The organism is Streptomyces sp. RK62 (genome assembly GCF_018070255.1).
GTDB lineage: Bacteria > Actinomycetota > Actinomycetes > Streptomycetales > Streptomycetaceae > Streptomyces > Streptomyces nigra.
In genome coordinates, this window is sequence record NZ_JAGPYD010000007.1 from 143,282 (window position 1) to 165,057 (window position 21,776).

Consider the following 21,776-nt stretch of genomic DNA (forward strand, 5'->3'; position numbering starts at 1 on the left):
GCTTTATTGACACGGCTCGCAATTCCCCCATAACGCAACGTAAGCCTCGTATCGGAATAGTGAGTCGTGGGCGCGCGCCAGGCCCCGGTAGCCTGGGGCACGTGATTGACCTTCGCCTGCTCCGTGAGGACCCCGACCGAGTGCGCGCCTCGCAGCGCGCCCGTGGAGAGGACGTCGCGCTCGTCGACTCCCTCCTGTCCGCCGATGAGCGGCGCAGGTCGTCCGGCGTCCGCTTCGACGAACTCCGCGCCGAGCAGAAGCAGCTCGGCAAGCTCATCCCCAAGGCCTCCGGGGACGAGAAGGCGGAGCTGCTGAAGAAGGCGAGCCAGCTGGCCGCCGACGTCAAGGCCGCCGACGCCGAGCGCGACGCCGCCGCCGCCGAGACCCAGGAGCTGCTGGCCAAGCTCGGCAACCTCGTCCACCCCGACGTCCCGATCGGCGGCGAGGAGGACTTCGTCACGCTGGAGACCCACGGTGAGATCCGTGACTTCGCCGCCGAGGGCTTCGAGCCGAAGGACCACCTGGAGCTCGGCAACCTGCTCGGCGCGATCGACGTCGAGCGCGGCGCCAAGGTCTCCGGATCCCGCTTCTACTTCCTCACCGGCGTCGGCGCCCTCCTAGAGTTCGCCCTGGTGAACGCGGCGATCGCCCAGGCCACCGCGGCCGGCTTCACGCCGATGCTGACGCCCGCGCTGGTGCGCCCCGAGTCGATGGCCGGCACCGGCTATCTGGGACAGGACGCCGACGGCGTCTACTACCTGGAGAAGGACAACCTCTACCTGGTCGGCACCTCCGAGGTGGCCATCGCCTCGTACCACCGCGACGAGATCCTCGACGCCGACCAGCTGCCGCTGCGCTACGCGGGCTTCTCGCCCTGCTTCCGCCGCGAGGCCGGCTCGCACGGCAAGGACACCCGGGGCATCTTCCGTGTGCACCAGTTCGACAAGGTCGAGATGTTCTCCTTCGTCGACCCGGCGGACAGCCAGGCCGAGCACCAGCGCCTGCTGGAGTGGGAGAAGCAGTGGCTGACGTCGCTGGAGCTGCCGTTCCGCGTCATCGACGTCGCCTCGGGCGACCTGGGCTCCTCGGCCGCCCGCAAGTTCGACTGCGAGGCGTGGATCCCGACGCAGGGCAAGTACCGCGAGCTGACGTCCACGTCGGACTGCGGCGAGTTCCAGTCCCGCCGGCTGTCGATCCGCGTCCGTGACGGCAAGCAGGTCAAGCCGCTGGCCACGCTCAACGGCACCCTGTGCGCCGTCCCGCGCACCATCGTGGCCCTGCTGGAGAACCACCAGCAGGCCGACGGCTCCGTCCGGGTCCCCGAGATCCTGCGCCCGTACCTGGGCGGCCGCGAGGTCCTGGAGCCGGTGGCCAAGTGAGCGGCACCGCCTGCGCCGACGACACCGAGGGCTCCGCGGCCGGTCTTCCGGCCGGCCGCGGCGGCCTGCCGTACAAGCTGATCGCGACCGATCTGGACGGGACGCTGCTGCGCTCCGACGAGTCGGTCTCGCGGCGCACCCGTGACGCCCTCGCGGCGGCGACCGAGGCGGGCGCCGCGCACCTCGTCGTCACCGGCCGCGGGGTCCCGTGGACGCGGCACATCCTTCAGGATCTGGGCTATCAGGGCCTCGCGGTGTGCGGTCAGGGCGCGCAGGTCTACCACGCCGGTGAGAACCGTCTGCTGACGTCCGTGACGCTGGACCGGCAGCTGGCGGGGGTGGCGCTGGCCAAGATCGAGGCCGAGGTCGGCCCGCTGTATCTGGCGGCGAGCCGCGACGGTCTGGACGGGGATGTGCTGGTCGGCCCGGGTTACGCGCTGACGGGCGCGCTGCCCTCGACGCCGTTCACGGACGCGTCGGATCTGTGGGGCGCCCCGCTGAACAAGATCTACATACAGCATCCGGAGCTGTCGGACGATGAGCTGGCCGAGGCGTCCCGCCGGGCCGCGGGCGGCTTCGTCACGGTGGCGATGGCCGGTGAGGGCATCGTCGAGCTGCTGCCCCTGGGGCTGTCCAAGGCGACCGGGCTGTCCCTGGCGGCCCGCCGGCTGGGCGTGAAGGCCGCGGACACCATCGCCTTCGGCGACATGCCGAACGACATCCCGATGTTCGCGTGGGCCGCGCACGGCGTGGCCATGGCCAACGCCCACGACGAACTCAAGGCGGTGGCGGACGAGGTGACGTCGTCCAACGAGGACGACGGCATCGCGATCGTCCTGGAGCGCCTGCTCGGCTGACCGCCCCGCCCAGGGGCCACGGCAATTGCTCCGCCCCAAGGGGCCCGGGGAACTGCGCGACCAGCCGAAGCCGACCCGCACCCGCCCCACGACCGCGAGACTCACCCCGCACCGCCAACTCGGGCAACCGCTCCAACCCCAAGGGGCGCGGGGAACTGCGCGACCAGCCACAGCCGGCCCGCGGCCAACCCTCGACCGCGACCCCACGGCGTACGTGGCCCAGTCCCAGTGACAAACGTCTCGCGGAGGATGCACGGATCGAACGTGCGCGGGGTCTCCCCCGACCACGGCTCAGCAAGCCGGTGCCTTACCTCTCGGCCAATCCTCCGGGTGGGCGGCCCACGCGAGAGCGACATCGCGTGCTCGAAGCGGCCGCCCCGGGCGGCTCCCGTGCGGAAGCGGGCTCGACGGTGGGGTAACTACACCGGAACCCGCCGCGGTCCGCCCTGACGGGAGCCGAACGGACTGTCGTGCAGGGACATCGCTCAGCTCCTCTCCCAGACGGTGGCGCCGGACCAGGCCGGCGTCCTCGGCACAACCATGGTGCCGGGACGCCGACTTGGGCGCCACCGAATAATCCGGGAGCCGCGTTCACTCCTCGCCGGCGAGCGTCAGCGACCGCAGCTTCTGGCCCGCGTACCAGGTGGCCAGCACGGTCACCAGCACCAGCAGCACCGTGGCCGTCGTCAGGCCGACGTCCGAGGTGACCATCTCGCCGCCGGCGACCTTCTCCGCCACCGCCAGCGACCACTGCTGGACGCTCAGAGTGCGCGCGCCCGGCACCAGGGAGCCGAACAGAGCCTCCCAGACCAGCGCGTAGACCAGGCCGAAGACCACGGCGTGCCGGGAGACCGTGCCGAGGAGCAGGAACAGCGCGGCGTAGGCGATGGAGGCGACGAGTGCGGCCACCGTGTACGCGACGGCGATCTGCTGGCCGTTGCCGTTGAGGATGAAGCCCGCGACGAACGTCGGCAGCGCCGAGAACACCATCGTCACGGCGATCGCCACGATCAGCTTGGTGAAGATGATCGTGGGCCGCTTCACCGGCTTGGACAGCAGGTACACCACCGAGCCGTCGTCGATCTCCGGGCCGATGGCGCCGGTGCCGGCGATGACGCCGATGATCGGCACCATCGTGGCCAGGGCGAGCCCGCCGAGCAGGTCGGACGCCGTCTGGTCGTCCGCTCCCGCGAGACCGCGGACGGCCACGGCGATCACGATGAGCAGGAGCGGCAGCGCGCCCAGGATGAGGGCCCGGCGCCGGCCGAGCAGGGCTCGGTATGTGAGCCGGGCGACTGTGGGGTCGTACATTGTGGCCTCCTACGCCGCGACCAGATACGAGAAGACGGACTCGAGGGACTCGTCGGACGGCGAGACCGTGAGCAGGCGGATGCCGTGGTCGCGGGCGACCCGGGGCAGCAGCGCGGTGAACCGGCCGAAGTCGACGGCCTGGATGTGCAGCGCGCCCTCGGTCAGGTCGACCTCGATGCCGGACGTCGACGGGTCGGCGATCAGCGCGGCCGCGAGGGTGCGGTCGTCGCTGGAGCGCACCAGGTAGCGGTGCGGCCGGTCGGTCATGAGCCGGCGGATCTTGCGGAAGTCGCCGCTGGCCGCGTGCCGTCCGGCCACGACCACCTCGATGTGCCAGGCCAGCTGCTCGACCTCTTCGAGGATGTGGGACGAGAACAGCACGGTGCGGCCCTCGTCGCCCATGCGGCGCAGCAGGTCCATCAGCTGCATCCGCTGCCGGGGGTCCATGCCGTTGAACGGCTCGTCGAGCAGCAGCAGCGAGGGGTCGTGGACGAGGGCGCTCGCCATCTTCACGCGCTGGCGCATGCCCTTGGAGTACGTCTGGATCTTGCGGTCCTGCGCGTACTCCATCTCGACCGTGGCGAGCGCCTTCTGGGCGGCCTTGGCGCCCAGTCCGTGCAGTTCGGCGTTGGCGACGACGAACTCGCGGCCGGTGAGGAAGTCGTACATCGCCTCGCGTTCGGGGACGATGCCGATGTGCTGGTAGATGGCCTCGTTGCGCCAGACCGGCTGTCCGTCGAGGGTGACGGTGCCGGTGGAGGGGGCGAGGAAGCCGCCCATCATGTTGATGAGGGTGGACTTGCCGGCGCCGTTCGGGCCGAGGAGGCCGGTGACGCCGGGGCCGATCGTCATGGTGATGTCGTTGACGGCGACCACGTTGCCGAACCAGCGGGAGACGTGGTCGATCTGGAGCGAGGTCACAGTCCCACCTTCTTGTAGCGGCGCAGCAGGAGGCCGTAGGCGGCGGCGATCAGGCCGAGGACGGCGACGGCGTAGACGACGCCCTCGCCGGTGCCGGGTCCGTTCCCGCCCGGGAACGTGGAGGTGGCGCCGAGGAACGCGGACTGCAGGCCGTCGATGAGGCTGACGGGCGAGAACAGCCCGATCCAGGCGATGGCACCGCTGCTGCCGCCGTCGTCGCCGAGGCTCTGCGCGTGGGCGATGGCCTGGAGCGTGGAGACCGCGCCGTAGGAGATCGTCATGACGGCGATCACGGCCGCGATGCCGAAGCCGCGGCGCGGCGTGACCGAGGCGATGACCAGGCCGATGCCGGCGAACAGCAGGGAGAGCAGTGCCACCGAGACGAGTCCTTGTGCGAATCCCTTGGTCTGGTCGGCGAAGTCCAGCTTGGCCAGCAGCGCGCCCACGTACAGCACCAGCAGGGGGGCCGCGGTGAGGATGAACAGCGCGGAGGCCAGGGCGGCGAACTTCGCCCGGACGTAGTCGGCGGTCTCGATGGGCCGCGAGAAATACAGCGGCACGGTCTTGAAGCGCAGGTCCCGGGAGACCGACTGGGGTGCCTGCGAAGCGACGTACAGGCTGATGACGGCCTGCATGATGATCGCGTAGCGCGTGTAGTCGACGGGCAGGTCCTTGGCCTTGGTGGCGACCGCGACGGCCACCATGATGGCCGCGGGCACGCACATCACCACGAACAGCAGCATCGGCAGCACCTTGGACTTCACCGAGCGGCCGAGGCCGTAGGCGCCGCGCAGGGACTGCGAGTACAGCGAGCGGGTGGCGTACGAACGGCCGAGGCGTGGGCCGTCGTAGCTGCGGTAGCCGATGTTGTGGATCCGGGTCTGGTCGCCCGGCTGCGGGGCCGGGGTCCGTGTGGGCTGCTCAACCGCCATGGCCGACCGCCTCCTTCCGCTGTGCGTCGGCGGTCTGCTCGCCGTCCTGGAAGACCTCCGAGATGTGGTGCCGGCGCTGCTCCATGCGGACCAGGCCGAGGCCGAGGTCGGCGACGACGTCCCGCACCAGGTCGTACGTCTCGTCGCCCTCGGCGGTGAGCAGCAGGATGTGCCCGGCGCCGGGGAGGCCGGCGCTGCCGTCGAGGACGTCGACCCCGCGCGCGTGGAGCGCGTCGCGCACCGCGCGGGTGCCATCGGGGTGCTCGTCGCTGTCGGTGACCTCGACGGCGAGGGTGGTGGTGGTCTGGGTGAAGTCGGTGGTGGAGCTGGAGCGCAGGAGCTTGCCGCCGTCGATGACGACGACGTGGTCGCAGGTGCGTTCGAGCTCGCCCAGCAGATGGGACGTGACCAGGACCGAGATGCCGAAGTCGGTGTGGATCCGGCGGATCAGGCCGAGCATCTCGTCGCGGCCGACCGGGTCGAGGCCGTTGGTCGGCTCGTCGAGGAAGACCAGCTGCGGGTCGTGCACAAGGGCCTGCGCGAGCTTGACGCGCTGCTTCATGCCCGTCGAGTAGCCGCCGATGGGGCGGTAGCGCTCCTCGTACAGGCCGACGTGGCGCAGCGTGTCCGCGGTGCGCTCGCGCGCGGCGGTCGGCGGCAGGCCGGACATCCGGGCCATGTGTACGACGAACTCGGTGGCCGAGACGTCGGGCGGCAGGCAGTCGTGCTCGGGCATGTACCCGACGCGCTCACGGATGGCGGCACCCTTGGTGGCGACGTCGAGTCCGAGCACTTCGGCACGGCCCTCGGTCGCGGGGGACAGACCCAGCAGGATCTTGATCATGGTGGACTTGCCGGCTCCATTGGCCCCGACGAGTCCGGTCACCCCGGGCCCGATGTCCATGGTCAGCCGGTCAAGCGCGGTCACCCGGGGGAACCGCTTGCTCAGGCTTTCGGTCGCGATCACAGTCACACCACGAAGGTAGTGACCCGTGCCACGCCGGGCGTCACCCCGCAGAGCTGTTTCGGGGTCAGACTCCAGGACTACTCGGCCCTGGGGATCACCCTGAGGTCGAAGGGGCCTGGCCCTGATTTTCCCCATCGTGCGGCTTTTCCACAGGCGCCGGTGACCCTGTTGACGCGATCTCCAACAGGTGTCAGATTCGCGGGTGTCACGTTACGGGCACGTACGGCGACCGGAGGGTGCGGGAACCGGGTGCGGGGCGGAGGAGAAGTGACCCTTCAGGGTGCGCGTGAGCGCCGGGTGGCGACCGGCGGGGTGGAGCTGTGTGTCGTCGAACTCGGCGATACGGCACGGCCGACGGTCGTCCTCGTGCACGGCTACCCGGACAGCAAGGAGGTGTGGTCCGAGGTCGCCGAGCGGCTGGCCGGGCACTTCCACGTCGTCTTGTACGACGTCCGGGGGCACGGCCGGTCCACGGCGCCCCGGCCGCTGCGCGGCGGGTTCACGCTGGAGAAGCTGACGGACGACTTCCTGGCCGTGGTGGACGCCGTCAGCCCGGACCGGCCGGTGCATCTCGTCGGGCACGACTGGGGCTCGGTGCAGGGCTGGGAGTTCGCCACGGTCGGGCGCGCCGAGGGCCGGATCGCCTCCTTCACCTCGATGTCGGGGCCGTCCCTCGACCACTTCGGGCACTGGATCAACGGGCGGCTGCGTCGTCCCACCCCGCGCCGGCTCGCGCAGCTGCTCGGGCAGGGCGCCAAGTCCTGGTACGTGTACGCGCTGCACACCCCCGCGCTGCCCGAGCTGGCCTGGCGCGGCCCCCTCGGCCGGCGCTGGCCGCGCATCCTGGAGCGCCTGGAGAAGGCCTCCGGCGACGGCTACCCCACCGCGTCGCTGCCGTCGGACGCCGCCCACGGGGCGTGGCTGTACCGGGACAACGTCCGGGCGCGGCTGCGCCGCCCGCGCGAGGACGCCTACGCGCACACGCCCGTGCAGCTCATCACGCCGCTCGGGGACGCCTTCCTGTCGGAGCGGCTGTACGACGGACTGGAGCACTGGGTGCCGCGGCTGACCCGGCGCACCCTGGACGCCCGGCACTGGATACCGCGCACCCGGCCGGACCGGCTAGCCGCGTGGATCAAGGAGTTCGTGACGTCGGTGGAGGACGGACGGCCGAAGCGGGCGCCGGCGACCGGGAAGCACACGGACCGCTTCGGCGGGCAGCTCGTGCTGGTCACGGGCGCGGGCAGCGGCATCGGGCGGGTGACGGCGTACGCGTTCGCGGCGGCCGGGGCGCGGGTGGTGGCCGTGGACCGGGACGCCGCGTCGGCCGCGACGACCGCCGAGGTGGCCCGGCTGATGGGGGCGCCCGAGTCCTGGGCGGAGACGGCCGACGTCTCCGACGGTCCGGCCATGGAGAAGCTGGCCGCGAAGGTCACCGCCGAGTACGGCGTGGTGGACGTCCTGGTGAACAACGCCGGGATCGGGCTGGCGGGCTCCTTCTTCGACACGACCCCAGAGGACTGGAAGGAGGTCCTGGACGTCAATCTGTGGGGCGTGATCCACGGCTGCCGGCTGTTCGGGAGGCAGATGGCCGAGCGGGGGCAGGGCGGGCACATCGTCAATGTCGCGTCGGCCGCCGCCTACCAGCCGTCCAAGGCACTGCCCGCCTACAGCACCTCCAAGGCGGCCGTGCTGATGCTGAGCGAGTGCCTGCGCGCGGAGCTGGCGGGACAGGACATCGGCGTGACGGCGATCTGCCCGGGGTTCATCAACACCCCGATCACCTCGACCGCGCGCTTCGCCGGGGTCGACGCCGAGGAGCAGGAGCGGCTGCGGAAGCGGTCGGCGCGCTGGTACGGGCGGCGGAACTACCCGGCGGAGAAGGTCGCCGACGCGATCCTGCGGGCGGTGGTGCGCGGTGACGCGGTGGTCCCGGTGACACCGGAGGCGCGCGGGACGTATCTGCTGGCGCGGTTCGCCCCGAGGGCGCTGCGCAGGCTCGCGCGGGTGGAGCCGCGGCTGTAGGCGGGTGGGGCCGCGGTTGTAGGCGGGTGGCCGGTTTCGCCTGCCGACTCGGTTGCTTCTGGGCGCCGTTTCTCCACAGGATTGCCAATTCCCCTGTGGATAAGGGCACTTGGCTGTGGACCAAACCTGCTTCGCGAAATCGTTCGCGTGATTCCTCTCGCTCCCGGCAGGCTGGGAGGCATGGACGAGAGACGCACCGTGAAGGTGTCCAAGTATCTTTCGAAGCATCTGCGCCATCAGCCGGAGCGGATCGGTCTCGTGCTGGACGAGGGCGGCTGGGTGGAGATCGACACGCTGATCGCCGCCGCGCGGGCGCACGGCTTCTCCTTCACCCGGGACGAGTTGGACCATGTGGTGGCGGCCAACGACAAGAAGCGCTTCGCCGTGGACGGCACCCGGATCCGCGCCAGCCAGGGGCACAGCGTCGAGGTCGACCTGGGGCTCGCCCCCGCCACCCCGCCGCCGTACCTCTACCACGGGACCGTGGCCGCCCATCTGGGCGCGATCCGCGCCGAGGGGCTGAGGCCGATGAACCGGCACGACGTGCATCTGTCGCCCGACCGTGAGACCGCCACCCGGGTCGGCGCCCGGCGCGGCCGCCCCGTCGTGCTCTCCGTGGACACCGGCGCCATGCACCGCGACGGGCATGTCTTCCATGCCAGCGCGAACGGGGTCTGGCTGACGAAGGCCGTTCCGCCGGAGTATCTACGGTTCCCCGAGGCGCACTGACCGAGGGCCTTTCGTTTGGATCAGGCCGGGCTCGCGGGGTCCCTGATCCGGCCTGATCCAAACGAAAGGCCCTCGATTCCGCTCCGGCGGCCTGCTCCTCCTGCATGATCGGTGGTATGGACCACTTCCCCACCACCGAGTCCGCCGTGACCGCGCTGCGCGCCCTCGCCTCCGAGTACGGCCGTGCCATCGAGGTGACCCATGACATCGGTGCCGACCAGACCTCCCGCCGCAGCGCCGCCGGAGTCGGGGTGACCACGGACCCGGACGGCTCGCTGCCGCACGAGGCCTATGTCGAGCTGGGCGGCTCGCCCCGGGTGAGCGTGCGGCTCTATCCGGACGACGACGCGCTCATCTCCGTCGAGGGCGTCGACTGCCCGGACGTCGACCGCGACGACGTGCCCGCCTTCGTCCGCGCCCTCTACGACGGCCTCGCCCATGTCCGGGTGCGGCGCTTCCCGCCCGGCCACTTCCTGATCGTTCCGCTGCCGGGCGACCGGACCCACAAGGAGTTCATGCCGCCGCTCAGCCTCACTCCGTGGCTGAGCACACGCGTGCGGTGACCGTTTCACGTGAAACCCGACCGGCCGCATACGCTCGACCCATGAGTCTGCGCCTGAGCACCGTGATCCTCCCGTACCGCCGCTGGTCCGAGGGAGGCCGCGAGGCATGGCAGCGTGCGGAGCAGCTCGGCTTCCACGCGGCCTACACCTACGACCATCTGTCCTGGCGCAGCTTCCGGGACGGCCCGTGGTTCGGTGCCGTGCCCACGCTGACCGCCGCCGCGGCCGTCACCGACCGGCTCCGTCTGGGCACGCTGGTGACCTCGCCGAACTTCCGGCACCCGGTGACCCTCGCCAAGGAGCTGATCTCTCTCGACGACATCTCGGGCGGGCGGATCACCCTGGGGATCGGCGCCGGCGGCACCGGCTTCGACGCCACCGCGCTGGGGCAGGACCCCTGGACCCCGCGCGAGCGCGCCGACCGGTTCACCGAGTTCGTGGGGCTGCTGGACCGGCTGCTCACCGAGGACTCGGTGTCGTACCGGGGCGAGTTCTACTCGGCCCACGAGGCCCGGAACATCCCGGGGTGTGTGCAGCGCCCCCGGCTGCCCTTCGCGGTGGCGGCGACGGGGCCGCGCGGGCTGCGGCTGGCGGCGCGGTACGGGCAGGCGTGGGTCACCACGGGCGACCCGAAGCTGTACGAGAACGGCACTTCCGAACAGTCGGTTCAAGCCATTCGCGGGCAGATCGAGAAGCTGGGTGACGCCTGCGCGGAGGCCGGCCGGGAGCCGGGCTCGCTCGACAAGGTGCTGCTGACCGGGTTCACCCCGGACCGCGCACGTCCGCTGGAGTCGCTGGACGCCTTCGTGGACTTCGCGGGCCGCCATCAGGAGCTGGGATTCACGGAGATCGTGGTGCACTGGCCGATCCCGGACTCGGACTTCGCGGCCGATGTGAAGGTCTTCGAGCAGATCGCCATGGAGGCCGGGGCGCAGCTCCGGTGAGGCTGCCGCTGGTGCCTGCGGGGGCGGTATCTCCTCAGGTGCCGCATCAGATGTGCGGACTCCTGCACGGGCGAGCTGGCATATGCGGGAGAATGAACGCGTGACCTCAGCGACTCGACAGCCCCAGAACCCGGCGTCCCCCGCGCTCTCGGCCTCGCTCGGGCAGGACGGCGGGCCGGTCGTCCGCCCCCGGCTCATCGCCACCGATCTGGACGGCACCCTGCTGCGGGACGACAAGTCGGTCTCCCCGCGCACCGTCGCCGCGCTGGCCGCCGCCGAGAAGGCGGGCGTCGAGGTGTTCTTCGTGACCGGCCGCCCCGCTCGCTGGATGGACGTCGTCAGCGACCACGTCCACGGTCACGGCCTGGCGATCTGCGGCAACGGCGCCGCCGTGGTCGATCTGCACGGCGGGCCCGGCGCCCACCGGTTCGTGAAGGTCCGCGAGCTGGCCCGGGAGAACGCGCTGGACGCCGTACGGCTGCTGCGGGACGCGGCGCCCGGCACGGTGTACGCGATCGAGCAGACCTACGGCTTCCACCAGGAGCCGGACTACCCCAAGCTGCACATGGAGGTCCCGGACGAGCTGGCCCCGGCCGAGGACCTGCTCGCGGCGGACGGCCCCGGTGCCGCCGAGCCGGTGCTGAAGATCCTCGCCTACCACCCCACGCTCGACCCCGACGCCTTCCTGACTCTCGCCCGGGTCGCCATCGCGGACCGGGCCGGTGTCACCCGCTCCAGCCCCAGCGCCCTGCTGGAGATCAGCGGACCCGAGGTCTCCAAGGCCAGCACCCTCGCCCTGTGCTGCGCCGAGCGCGGCATCTCGCACGAGGAGGTCGTCGCCTTCGGGGACATGCCGAACGACGTCGAGATGCTGACGTGGGCGGGTCGCTCCTACGCGATGGGCAACGCGCACCCGGACGTGATCGCCGCCGCCTCGGGGCAGACGGTCGCCAACAACGAGGACGGCGTCGCCGTCGTCATCGAGCAGCTGCTGGCGGAGCACTACTGACGGCCGTCACCCGGGGTGCACGTCACCCGAGGTGTACGTCGCGCTCCTCCAGCCAGGGCACCGGGTCCACCGACGACCCCAGCTCCGGGGTGATCCGCACCTCGAAGTGCAGATGCGGTCCGGTCGAGTTGCCGGTGGTGCCCGACTGGCCGATCCACTGGCCGGCGTCGACGCGCTCGCCCTGGTCGACCGCGACGGACGCCAGGTGCGCGTACTGCGTGTAGTAGCCGTCGGTGTGGAGGACGACGACCTCCATCCCGAAGGCCCCGCCGCACGACACCTTGACCACCCGGCCGTCCGCGACCGACCGCACCGGCGTGCCGATCGGCACGGCGAAGTCCTGCCCGGTGTGCCGGTGAGCCCACCGCTGCCCGCCACTGCCGAAGGACGCCGACAGGGCGTAGGTCTCGACCGGGGCGACCCAGGCGGTGGAGAGCTTCTTCCGCTTCTGGTCGAGCCGTACGGCACCGGGGCAGGACCCGGCCGCCACCGCGGCGTCCGCCTCGCCCTGCAACTGCCACCGCGCCTCGTCCAGGGTGCGCTCCACCGTCTTCTTCAGCTCGGCGAGCTCGGTGTTGCGCTTCTGGAGGCCCTCCCACGCGGCGACGGCCTTCGCCTCGTCCTTCACCAGCCGGTCCTCGGCCCGCCGGCTCTTCTCGATGGCGTTGTTGACGGCCAGATTGGTCTGCGAGAACACATGCTGACCGCGCATCAGCTCCTCGGGGCTCGACGCGAGGACGATCTGCGCGGTCAGCGGCATCCCGCCGCTGGTGCGGTACTGGGCCCGGGCGATCCGGCCCAGGTCCTCGCGCAGCACCCCGAGCTCGCGCCGCTCACGGTCGAGCAGCTTCTCGATCCGCAGCGCCTGCGCGCGGTGCGCCTCGGCCTCCTGCCGTCCGCGCTCGTACCGGCTCGTCGCCTGGGCCGCGTCCTCGTACAGCCGCACCACCTGCGCGCTCAGCCCCAGCGCGCCGGGGCCGTCCCCACTCGGAGTGTCGTCGGCGACGGAGACGGTGGGCCGGGACATCAGCAGGGCGAGCGCGCACAGCAGCACCGGAAGGACCCGGGGGCGACGGTGAGGTGAACGCATGTCAGCGATCCTGGACCCGTCACGCGTGGGCGGTCCTGTTCAGGTCCGCCGGCCGGGGGACCCGTTGCTGCGGACGGGGCAGTACGGGCGTTGACGCCGGGTCACACCGCTCCCACGAGCAGATCGGCGGCCGCCTCCCGCTCGACCATCGCCCGCAGCGGTCCCTCGACGGCCGCCAGTTCGGCGTACGGGCCGCGCTGCACCACGCGTCCCGCGTCCAGGACGACGACCTCGTCGACGGCCTCGAGCCCGGCCAGCCGATGGGTGATCAGCACGGTCGTACGGCCCTCGGTGGCGGCGAGCAGGTCGGCGGTCAGCGCGTCGGCGGTCGGCAGGTCGAGGTGCTCGGCGGGCTCGTCGAGGACGAGGACGGGGAAGTCGGCGAGCAGTGCGCGGGCCAGCGCGAGGCGCTGCCGCTGGCCGCCCGACAGCCGTGCCCCGTGCTCCCCGACGAGCGTGTCCAGTCCGTCGGGCAGCCCGTCCGCCCAGTCGAGCAGCCGGGCCCGTTCCAGGGCGTCCCGCAGTTCGGCCTCGGTGGCGTCCTTGCGGGCCAGCAGGAGGTTCTCCCGCACGGAGCTGTCGAAGAGGTGCGCGTCCTGGGCGCACAGCCCGACGAGCCGCCGTACGTCGTCCCCGTCCAGTGCGGCCGCGTCCACACCGGCCAGCGTGTACGCACCGGCGTCCGCGTCCAGGAAGCGGAGCAGCACCTGTGCCAGCGTCGTCTTGCCGGACCCCGACGGGCCGACGACGGCGATCCGGCGGCCCTGTTCCAGGATCAGGTCGAAGGCGGCGAGCGCGTCCCGCTCCTGGCCCTCGTGACGCGCGGTCAGACCGCTGAGCACCACCGGGAAGGGCGCGTCGGGCGCCTGCCGCGGAGCCGACGGCTCCCGTACGGGCTCGGGCGCGTCCAGCACCTCGACGACCCGTTCGACGCTGCGGCCCACCCGCTGCCGGTACTGCACGGCGAGCGGCAGCCCGAGCACGGCCTCGAACGCGGCCAGCGGGGTGAGGACGACGACGGCCATCGACACACCGCTCAGCCGTCCGCCGGCGACCGCCTGGGCGCCCACGAGCGCGGTGGCGGCGACGGTGAGCCCGGAGACCAGCGCGGTGAGCCCGTCGCCGAGGGCGGTCGCGGTGGCGGCCCGTGCGGCGATCCGGGTGAGCACGCCGTCCGCCCGGCGGGCCTCGGCGGTACGGCCGGGCAGGGCCCCGGCGACGGTCAGTTCGGCGGTGCCGGTGAGCAGGTCCGTGACCCGGGTGGCGAGCACGCCCCGGGCCGGGGCGAGCCGGTGTTCGGCGCGGCGGGCCACGGCGCCGGTGACGAGCGGGACGCCCACGCCGGCCGCGAGCAGCCCGGCCGCGAGCACGGCACCGGCCTCGGGCAGCAGCCACGCCGTGAAGCCGACCGCTCCGGCGGAGACGATCGCGGCGGCGCCCGCGGGCAGCAGCCAGCGCAGCCAGTAGTCCTGCAGCGCGTCCACGTCCGCCACCAGCCGGGTCAGCAGATCGCCGCGCCGGGTGCGCCGCAGCCCGGCGGGCGCCAGCCGCTCCAGCCGCCGGTACACGGCGATCCGGGTGTCGGCGAGCATCCGCAGCACCGCGTCGTGCGACACCAGCCGCTCCGCGTACCGGAACACGGCCCGTCCGATACCGAAGGCGCGCGTCGCCGTCACCGCCACCATCAGATACAGCACGGGCGGCTGCTGCGAGGCGCGTGAGATCAGCCAGCCGGAGGTGGCCATGAGCCCGACGGCACTGCCGAGCGCCAGGCTGCCCAGCAGCAGCGCGAGACCCAGCCGCCCGCGCCGGGCCCCGGACATCGCCCGCACCCGGCCGAGGACGCCCCGCCCGACGGCCATGTCCCGCAGCACCTCACTGTCGGCGGCTTCCACGGGGTGGGCATGCTCGACCGGACGGCCGACGGCGGCCCGGTGCGGTGTGGCTTCCGACCTGAGCGGTGCCTCGGGTGCCGCCAGCCGTACGACCCGGTCGGCCACGTCGAGCAGTGCCGGGCGGTGCACCACGAGCAGGACGGTCCGGCCCACGGCCAGCCTTCGTACGGCCTCCACGACCTCGGCCTCCGTGGCGCCGTCCAGGGCGGCCGTGGGCTCGTCGAGGAGCAGCACGGGCCGGTCGGCGAGGAACGCCCGGGCCAGCGCGAGGCGTTGCCGCTGCCCGGCGGACAGCCCCGCCCCGTCCTCGCCGAGCACGGTCGCGGTGCCCTGGGGGAGCGCGTCGACGAACTCCAGCGCCCCGGCGTCCCGCAGCGCCCGGCGTACGGCGTCGTCGTCCGCGTCGGGTCGGGCCAGCCTTACGTTCTCGGCGACGGTCCCGGCGAACAGATGCGGGCGCTGCGGCACCCAGGCGACACGTGCGTGCCACTGCGCCGGGTCGAATTCCGCCAGATCGGCTCCCCCGACCAGGACGCGGCCCTCGGTGGGCCGTACGAAGCCCAGCAGGACGTTGAGCAGCGTCGACTTGCCGGCACCGCTCGGGCCGACCAGGGCGACCGTCTCACCGGGCTCGACCGTGAAGGACGCGTCCGACACGGCGTCGGTGGAGCGGCCGGGGTAGCGGACGGAGACGCCGTCGAAGGTCACCGCGCCCGGCGGGACCGCCGCACCGCCCGTGGCCGGTGCGGGGGTCTCCAGCACCTCGAAGATCTCCTCGGCGGCGGACAGTCCCTCGGCCGCCGCGTGGTACTGCGTGCCGACCTGGCGCAGCGGCAGATAGGCCTCGGGCGCCAGCACCAGGACGACCAGTCCGTCGTACAGGCTCATCTCGCCGTGCACGAGCCGCATGCCGATGGACACGGCGACCAGGGCCACCGAGAGCGTCGACAGCAGTTCCAGGGCGAAGGAGGAGATGAAGGCGATCCGCAGCGTGCGCATCGTGGCGCGGCGGTACTCGCCGGTGATCCGGCGGATCGACTCGGCCTGTGCCTTGGCGCGGCCGAACACCTTCAGGGTGGGCAGACCGGCGACGACGTCCAGGAAGTGGCCGGACAGCCGGGACAGCAGCCGCCACTGACGGTCCATCCGGGACTGGGTGGCCCAGCCGATCAGCATCATGAAGACGGGGATGAGAGGCAGGGTGCCGACGATGATCGCCGCCGACACCCAGTCCTCGGTCACGATCCGCGCCAGCACCGCCACCGGGACGACGACCGCCAGTCCCAGCTGGGGGAGGTAGCGGGAGAAGTAGTCGTCGAGGGCGTCGACCCCCCGGGTGGCGAGGGCGACCAGCGAGCCGGTCCGCCGGCCGTCCAGCCAGCCGGGTCCCAGCTCCGTCGCCCGCTCCAGCAGCCGCCCGCGCAGTTCCGCCTTCACCGCCGCGCTCGCCCGATGGGCGGCCAGCTCGGTGAGCCAGGCGACCAGCGCACGGCCGGCGGCCACCGCCACCAGCAGCACCAGGGGAGTACGCAGTTCGGCGGCCGACAGGCCCTGCTGGAAGGCGCCCACCACGGTCTCGGCGATGAGCATCGCCTGGGCGATCACCAGACCCGCTCCCACGGCACCCAGCGCGACGACCGCGATCAGGAACAGCCGGGTGGCGCGTGCGTACCGCAGGAGACGGGGGTCGATTGGTTTCACGTGAAACACACCTCAGTGCACGGGTTCGGCGATGTGCTGCGTACCGATCCGCTTGCGGAAGACCCAGTAGGTCCAGCCCTGGTAGAGCATGACGACCGGTGTGGCGATGACCGCGCACCAGGTCATGATCTTCAGGGTGTAGGGGCTCGACGAGGCGTTGGTGACCGTGAGGCTCCACTCGTCGTTCAGCGAGGACGGCATGACGTTCGGGAAGAGCGTCAGGAAGAGCATCGCCACGGCGGCCACGATGGTGACGCCGGAGAGGGCGAACGACCATCCTTCGCGTCCCGCCTGGTTGGCCACGAGCGCGGCGACCAGGGAGGCGACGGCCACGACGAGCGCGACCAGGCTCTGCCCGTCCCCGTTCTCGACCTGCGTCCAGAGCAGGAAGACCAGGGCCAGCGCCGCGGTCACGAGTCCGACGCGCAGGGCCAGGGCCCGCGCCCGCTCCCGGATCTCCCCCACGGTCTTGAGAGCCGTGAACACGGCACCGTGGAAGGTGAAGAGGGTCAGCGTCACCAGACCGCCGAGCAGGGCGTACGGGTTGAGCAGATCCAGGACGCCACCGACGTACTCATGGCTCTGGTCCAGCTTCACGCCCCGCACGATGTTGCCGAACGCCACACCCCACAGGAACGCCGGGAGCAGGGAGCACCAGAAGATGGCCTGCTCCCACCGGTGCTGCCATGTCTCCTCGGGCCGCTTGGCCCGGTACTCGAAGGCGACACCCCGGACGATCAGGCAGACCAGGATCAGCAGCAGCGGCAGATAGAAGCCGGAGAAGAGCGTGGCGTACCACTCGGGGAAGGCGGCGAAGGTGGCGCCGCCCGCCGAGAGCAGCCAGACCTCGTTGCCGTCCCAGACGGGGCCGATCGTGTTGATCAGCACCCGCCGCTCGGGCCGGTCGCGGGCGAGCAGCTTGGTGAGGACGCCGACTCCGAAGTCGAAGCCCTCCAGGAAGAAGTAGCCGATCCACAGGACGGCGATCAGGACGAACCAGACGTCGTGCAGTTCCATGACTGTGCAGCTCCCTCGGCCTAGTACGAGAAGGCCATCGGCTTGTCGGCGTCCCGGGAGTCGCCGCCGATCTTCGTGGGCGGGTTCAGGTCGGCCTCCGTCAGCTCGGGCGGACCGGCCTTGATGTACTTGACGAGGAGCTTGACCTCGACGACCGCGAGGACGGCGTAGAGCGCGGTGAAGACGATCATCGAGGTGAGGACCTCGCCCTGGGAGACACCGGGGGAGACCGCGTCACGGGTGCGCAGGACGCCGTAGACGACCCAGGGCTGGCGGCCCATCTCGGTGAAGATCCAGCCCCAGGAGTTGGCGATCAGCGGGAAGGCCAGGGTCCAGATCGCGATGCGCCAGTACCACCTGGTCAGCTTCGGGCCGAGCGCCTTGTGGGGCAGGAGGACCAGATGCGGCACCTCGTCGTCGCCGACCCGCAGATGCTGCGGCAGCAGGAACTTCTTCCGGGTCAGCCAGAGGCCCGCCAGCCCGATCGTGAAGGACGCCATGCCGAAGCCGATCATCCAGCGGAAGCCCCAGTAGGCGACCGGGATGTTGGGCCGGTAGTCACCGGGCCCGTATTTCTCCTGCTCGGCCTTGTTGATGTCGTTGATGCCCGGGACGTACGAGGAGAAGTCGTCCTTGGCCAGGAAGGACAGCAGGCCGGGGATCTCCACGGCGACCTTGTTGTGGCCCTTGTCGACGTCGCCGACGGCGAAAACAGAGAAGGGCGCCGGCTGCTCGCCGTCCCACAGGGCCTCGGCCGCGGCCATCTTCATCGGCTGCTGCTCGTACATGATCTTGCCGAGCACATCGCCGCTGACGGCGGTCAGCAGGCCGCCGATCGCGACGGTGACCAGGCCGAGCCGCAGCGAGGTCTTCATCTCGCGGATGTGCTTCTTGCGCAGCAGATGGAAGGCGGCGATGCCGACCATGAACGCGCCACCGGTGAGGAAGGCCGCCGACAGGGTGTGGAAGGCCTGGGCGAGCGCGGTGTTCTGGGTCAGCACGAGCCAGAAGTCGGTGAGCTCGGCCCGCCCCTTCGCCTCGTTGATCCGGTAGCCGACGGGGTGCTGCATCCAGGAGTTGGCGGCCAGGATGAAGTACGCCGACAGGATCGTGCCGATCGAGACCATCCATATACAGGCCAGGTGGATCTTCTTCGGCAGCTTGTCCCAGCCGAAGATCCACAGCCCGATGAAGGTGGACTCGAAGAAGAAGGCGATCAGGGCCTCGAAGGCGAGGGGAGCGCCGAAGACGTCACCGACGAAGCGGGAGTAGTCGGACCAGTTCATGCCGAACTGGAACTCCTGCACGATGCCCGTGACGACGCCCATCGCGATGTTGATCAGGAAGAGCTTGCCCCAGAACTTCGTCGCCCTGAGGTACTTCTCCTTCTCCGTGCGCACCCACGCGGTCTGCAGTCCGGCCGTGAGAGCGGCCAGCGAGATCGTCAGAGGGACGAACAGAAAGTGGTAGACGGTGGTGATGCCGAACTGCCATCGCGCCAGCGTCTCCGGCGCCAGAGCCAGGTCCACGTCGCCGCTCCTTACCTACGCTTGTGAAAGCGTTCACATTCACAAGCCATTATGCAGCACGCGTGTTCCCTTCCGTAGGGGGGTCCTGTTACCCGCGGTCAACCCAGGGGCCTGACCGGGATGCGATGCCCGGCCAGGCCCCTCGACCTGCTACTTCTCCTTGGGGAAGCCTTCCGCCACCTTCAGGAAGATGTCGTTCGCCTCGGCCTCGCCGACCGTCACCCGCACGCCCTCGCCCGGGAACGGCCGGACCACCACACCCGCCTGCTCGCACGCCTGCGCGAACGCGACCGTGCGCTCCCCCAGCCGCAGCCAGACGAAGTTGGCCTGGGTCTCCGGCACCGTCCAGCCCTGCCCGCGCAGACCCTCGACGACACGGTTGCGCTCGCACACCAACGAGCCCACGCGGCCGATCAGTTCGTCCTCCGCGCGCAGCGAGGCGATGGCCGCCTCCTGCGCGATCTGGCTGACGCCGAACGGGACGGCCGTCTTGCGCAGCGCCGCCGCGACCGGCTCATGGGCGATGGCGAAGCCCACCCGCAGACCGGCGAGGCCGTACGCCTTGGAGAAGGTCCGCAGGACGCAGACGTTCGGGCGGTCGCGGTAGAGCTCCACGCCGTCCGGCACCTCGGGGTCGCGGATGAACTCGCGGTACGCCTCGTCCAGCACCACCAGGACGTCCTTGGGCACCCGGTCGAGGAACCGCTCGAGCTCGGCCCGCCTCACGACCGTGCCGGTCGGGTTGTTCGGGTTGCACACGAAGATCAGCCGGGTCCGCTCGGTGATCGCGTCGGCCATCGCGTCCAGGTCGTGCACATCGCCCGGCGTCAGCGGCACCTGGACCGACGTGGCGCCGCTGATCTGCGTGATGATCGGGTACGCCTCGAAGGACCGCCAGGCGTAGATGACCTCGTCGCCCGGACCGGAGGTGGCCTGGATGAGCTGCTGGGCCACACCGACCGAGCCGGTGCCGGTGGCCAGGTGCGTCACCGGGACGGCGAAGCGCTCGGACAGCTCGTCCATGAGCCCGGTGCACATCATGTCCGGGTAGCGGTTGAACGACGCGGCACAGGCGGCCACGGTCTCCATCACACCGGGCAGCGGCGGATACGGGTTCTCGTTCGAGGACAGCTTGTAGGCCACCGGCCCACCGGCCGCGGCGGGTTTGCCCGGCTTGTAGGTGGGGATCCCCTCCAGCTCGGCGCGCAGCTTGGGGCTCGTCTCGCTCACCGCAGTCCTCCTCGCGACCACCGGCGGCCCATCACCACCGCCGGCTCCAATACTCCTCACCTTATGAGGATTCGGCTCCGATGCGTACAGGGGAGGCGGACCGGCTGTCCGACCACTGCGTCACACCTCCATCCAGGGCATCGCCGCACGAAGGCGTACGAAAGCAGGGGCGCGCCGCACATATATCTATGCGCCGGTAGCTCGCGCCGTGGCGCGCATCCCTCGTGCAGGTGAGTTGAGACCTCTTCGAAACATCGGGCACGGGGCAGGCCCACACCCGCCGACACGTCACGTCCTACTATTGGATCGTTCAACTTCCTTGACTTCCAAGGGAATTGGCGTCGGATGACCATGCAGAAACGTGCCTGTCAACGCGTGCATATGCGTCCGCACTACCCCACCCCATGAGCCCTACTATCGGCTCGCCATGACAGCAGCAGGGAAGCACCAGGTGAGCCGCGCGGAAACCTCTCGTCGAGGCGGCCGGTCCAGCCGGGCGGGTATCAGAGACGTGGCCGCCGCCGCCGGGGTCTCCATCACGACCGTCTCCGACGCCCTCAACGGCAAGGGCCGGCTCCCCGACGCCACCCGACGCCATGTCCGCGAGGTCGCCGACCGGCTGGGCTACCGCCCGTCGGCCGCCGCCCGCACCCTCCGTACCGGCAAGTCGGGCCTCATCGGCCTGACCGTGACCACGTACGGGGATGAACCTTTCACCTTCACGGAGTTCGCGTACTTCGCGGAGATGGCCCGGGCCGCGACCTCGGCCGCGCTCGCCCGCGGCTACGCCCTCGTGATCCTCCCCGCGACCTCGCGCCACGACGTGTGGTCGAACGTCGCCCTGGACGGCACCGTCGTCATCGACCCCTCCGACCAGGACCCCGTCGTCAGCGAGCTGGTCCGGCAGGGGCTGCCGGTCGTCTCCGACGGCCGCCCGGCCGGCTCGCTGCCGGTCACCGCCTGGGTCGACAACGACCACGAGGCCGCCGTCCTCGGCATCCTCGACCACCTGGCCGACGCCGGCGCCCGCCGTATCGGCCTGCTCACGGGCACCACGACGGACACGTACACGCACCTGTCGACCACCGCGTATCTGCGCTGGTGCGAGCGGGTCGGCCAGGACCCGGTGTACGAGGCCTACCCGGCGCACGACCCGTGCGCGGGCGCCGTCGCCGCCGACCGGCTGCTCGCCCGCCCGGACCGGCCCGACGCGGTCTACGGCCTCTTCGACCCGAACGGCACCGATCTGCTCGCCGCCGCCCGTCGCTACGGCCTGCGCGTACCGGACGACCTGCTTCTGGTGTGCTGCAGCGAATCCACGGTGTACGCGAACACCGAGCCGCCCATCACCACGCTCTCGCTCAAGCCGCGCCGCATCGGCACGGCGGTCGTGCAGCTCCTCATCGACGCCATCGAGGGCGTCGACTCGGAGCAGCCGGTCGAGCAGGTGATACCGACGGAGCTGATCGTGCGCACCTCGTCCCAGCGACGCCCGCCGCGCACGACGGTCAGCCCGCCGAGGTCTCCCGAGGACCGCTAGGTCCTACCGGTCCGCTAGGACCGCTAGGACCGCTAGGACCGCTGGGACTGCCGGGACTTCCGGGACCGCTGGAAACGCGCCCCGGGGCACGTCGCACACAGGTCCGGGGGTGCGTCCGGGGCCGGTCGTCGAGTGGG

At 71.3% G+C, this 21,776-nt stretch carries 17 protein-coding genes and 1 tRNA gene; 8 read left to right on the plus strand and 10 right to left on the minus strand.

All coding sequences use genetic code 11. From position 1 onward, the window contains the following. Positions 1-101: 101 nt before the first annotated feature. Together serS and KBY32_RS15245 are read left to right on the plus strand one after the other, a co-directional pair. Positions 102-1,379 carry a serine--tRNA ligase gene (gene serS, locus KBY32_RS15240; protein ID WP_210980431.1) on the plus strand — a complete coding sequence of 426 codons (1,278 nt, stop codon included), beginning with the start codon at positions 102-104 and terminating at the stop codon, positions 1,377-1,379. Positions 1,380-1,444: 65 nt separating this feature from the next. Continuing rightward, on the plus strand, positions 1,445-2,236 hold the full coding sequence (locus KBY32_RS15245) for an HAD family hydrolase (protein ID WP_210980574.1): 792 nt from the start codon (positions 1,445-1,447) through the stop codon (positions 2,234-2,236). A 243-nt stretch (positions 2,237-2,479) separates the two neighbouring features. Here the strand turns inward: KBY32_RS15245 and KBY32_RS15250 are convergent. The 5 genes from KBY32_RS15250 to KBY32_RS15270 all read right to left on the minus strand — a co-directional run bounded on the left by KBY32_RS15250 (position 2,480) and on the right by KBY32_RS15270 (position 6,367). Continuing rightward, positions 2,480-2,564, minus strand: a tRNA-Ser gene (locus KBY32_RS15250). 263 nt (positions 2,565-2,827) lie between these two features. After that, positions 2,828-3,547 carry an ABC transporter permease subunit gene (locus KBY32_RS15255; RefSeq protein ID WP_115504375.1) on the minus strand — a complete coding sequence of 240 codons (720 nt, stop codon included), beginning with the start codon at positions 3,545-3,547 and terminating at the stop codon, positions 2,828-2,830. Positions 3,548-3,556: 9 nt separating this feature from the next. Beyond that, complete coding sequence (locus KBY32_RS15260) at positions 3,557-4,468, minus strand: ABC transporter ATP-binding protein (protein ID WP_210980432.1); 912 nt, start codon at positions 4,466-4,468, stop codon at positions 3,557-3,559. After that, positions 4,465-5,400, minus strand: a complete 936-nt coding sequence (locus KBY32_RS15265; RefSeq protein WP_108707738.1) for an ABC transporter permease subunit — start codon at positions 5,398-5,400, stop codon at positions 4,465-4,467. The genes KBY32_RS15260 and KBY32_RS15265 overlap by 4 nt, the downstream gene beginning before the upstream one ends. Continuing rightward, positions 5,390-6,367, minus strand: coding sequence for an ABC transporter ATP-binding protein (locus KBY32_RS15270; protein WP_055621001.1), 978 nt, complete (start codon positions 6,365-6,367; stop codon positions 5,390-5,392). Before KBY32_RS15270 ends, KBY32_RS15265 begins: the two co-directional genes overlap by 11 nt. 267 nt (positions 6,368-6,634) lie before the next feature. On the opposite strand from KBY32_RS15270, the gene KBY32_RS15275 reads away from it, so the two are divergent. From KBY32_RS15275 to KBY32_RS15295, 5 genes are all read left to right on the plus strand, one after another. Next, on the plus strand, positions 6,635-8,392 hold the full coding sequence (locus KBY32_RS15275) for an SDR family oxidoreductase (protein WP_210980433.1): 1,758 nt from the start codon (positions 6,635-6,637) through the stop codon (positions 8,390-8,392). A 180-nt stretch (positions 8,393-8,572) separates the two neighbouring features. Then, positions 8,573-9,121 (plus strand): RNA 2'-phosphotransferase, encoded by a 549-nt coding sequence (locus KBY32_RS15280; protein ID WP_210980434.1) that lies wholly within the window; start codon positions 8,573-8,575, stop codon positions 9,119-9,121. Positions 9,122-9,237: 116 nt separating this feature from the next. Continuing rightward, complete coding sequence (locus tag KBY32_RS15285) at positions 9,238-9,684, plus strand: hypothetical protein (protein ID WP_210980435.1); 447 nt, start codon at positions 9,238-9,240, stop codon at positions 9,682-9,684. A 41-nt stretch (positions 9,685-9,725) separates the two neighbouring features. Continuing rightward, on the plus strand, positions 9,726-10,628 hold the full coding sequence (locus KBY32_RS15290) for an LLM class flavin-dependent oxidoreductase (RefSeq protein WP_055621005.1): 903 nt from the start codon (positions 9,726-9,728) through the stop codon (positions 10,626-10,628). Positions 10,629-10,728: 100 nt separating this feature from the next. Next, on the plus strand, positions 10,729-11,637 hold the full coding sequence (locus KBY32_RS15295; RefSeq protein ID WP_374224945.1) for an HAD family hydrolase: 909 nt from the start codon (positions 10,729-10,731) through the stop codon (positions 11,635-11,637). Between the two features lie 22 nt (positions 11,638-11,659). On the opposite strand, the gene KBY32_RS15300 is transcribed toward KBY32_RS15295, so the two are convergent. The 5 genes from KBY32_RS15300 to hisC all read right to left on the minus strand — a co-directional run bounded on the left by KBY32_RS15300 (position 11,660) and on the right by hisC (position 20,099). Beyond that, positions 11,660-12,727: a M23 family metallopeptidase gene (locus KBY32_RS15300; RefSeq protein ID WP_210980437.1), complete on the minus strand. Its 1,068-nt coding sequence runs from the start codon at positions 12,725-12,727 to the stop codon at positions 11,660-11,662. Between the two features lie 101 nt (positions 12,728-12,828). Then, the gene (gene cydD, locus KBY32_RS15305; RefSeq protein WP_210980438.1) at positions 12,829-16,323 is read right to left on the minus strand and encodes a thiol reductant ABC exporter subunit CydD; all 3,495 of its coding nucleotides are present in this window, start codon (positions 16,321-16,323) and stop codon (positions 12,829-12,831) included. A 12-nt stretch (positions 16,324-16,335) separates the two neighbouring features. Then, a complete protein-coding gene (cydB, locus tag KBY32_RS15310; RefSeq protein WP_108707747.1) occupies positions 16,336-17,340 on the minus strand; it encodes a cytochrome d ubiquinol oxidase subunit II in 1,005 nt (334 codons plus the stop codon). A gap of 20 nt (positions 17,341-17,360) precedes the next feature. Further along, on the minus strand, positions 17,361-18,869 hold the full coding sequence (locus tag KBY32_RS15315; RefSeq protein WP_055621010.1) for a cytochrome ubiquinol oxidase subunit I: 1,509 nt from the start codon (positions 18,867-18,869) through the stop codon (positions 17,361-17,363). A gap of 150 nt (positions 18,870-19,019) precedes the next feature. Then, the gene (gene hisC / locus KBY32_RS15320; protein WP_055621011.1) at positions 19,020-20,099 is read right to left on the minus strand and encodes a histidinol-phosphate transaminase; all 1,080 of its coding nucleotides are present in this window, start codon (positions 20,097-20,099) and stop codon (positions 19,020-19,022) included. Between the two features lie 427 nt (positions 20,100-20,526). On the opposite strand from hisC, the gene KBY32_RS15325 reads away from it, so the two are divergent. Beyond that, entirely contained in the window at positions 20,527-21,639 is a 1,113-nt protein-coding gene (locus KBY32_RS15325) for a LacI family DNA-binding transcriptional regulator (protein ID WP_079033560.1), read from the plus strand. The last annotated feature ends 137 nt before the right edge of the window (positions 21,640-21,776 follow it).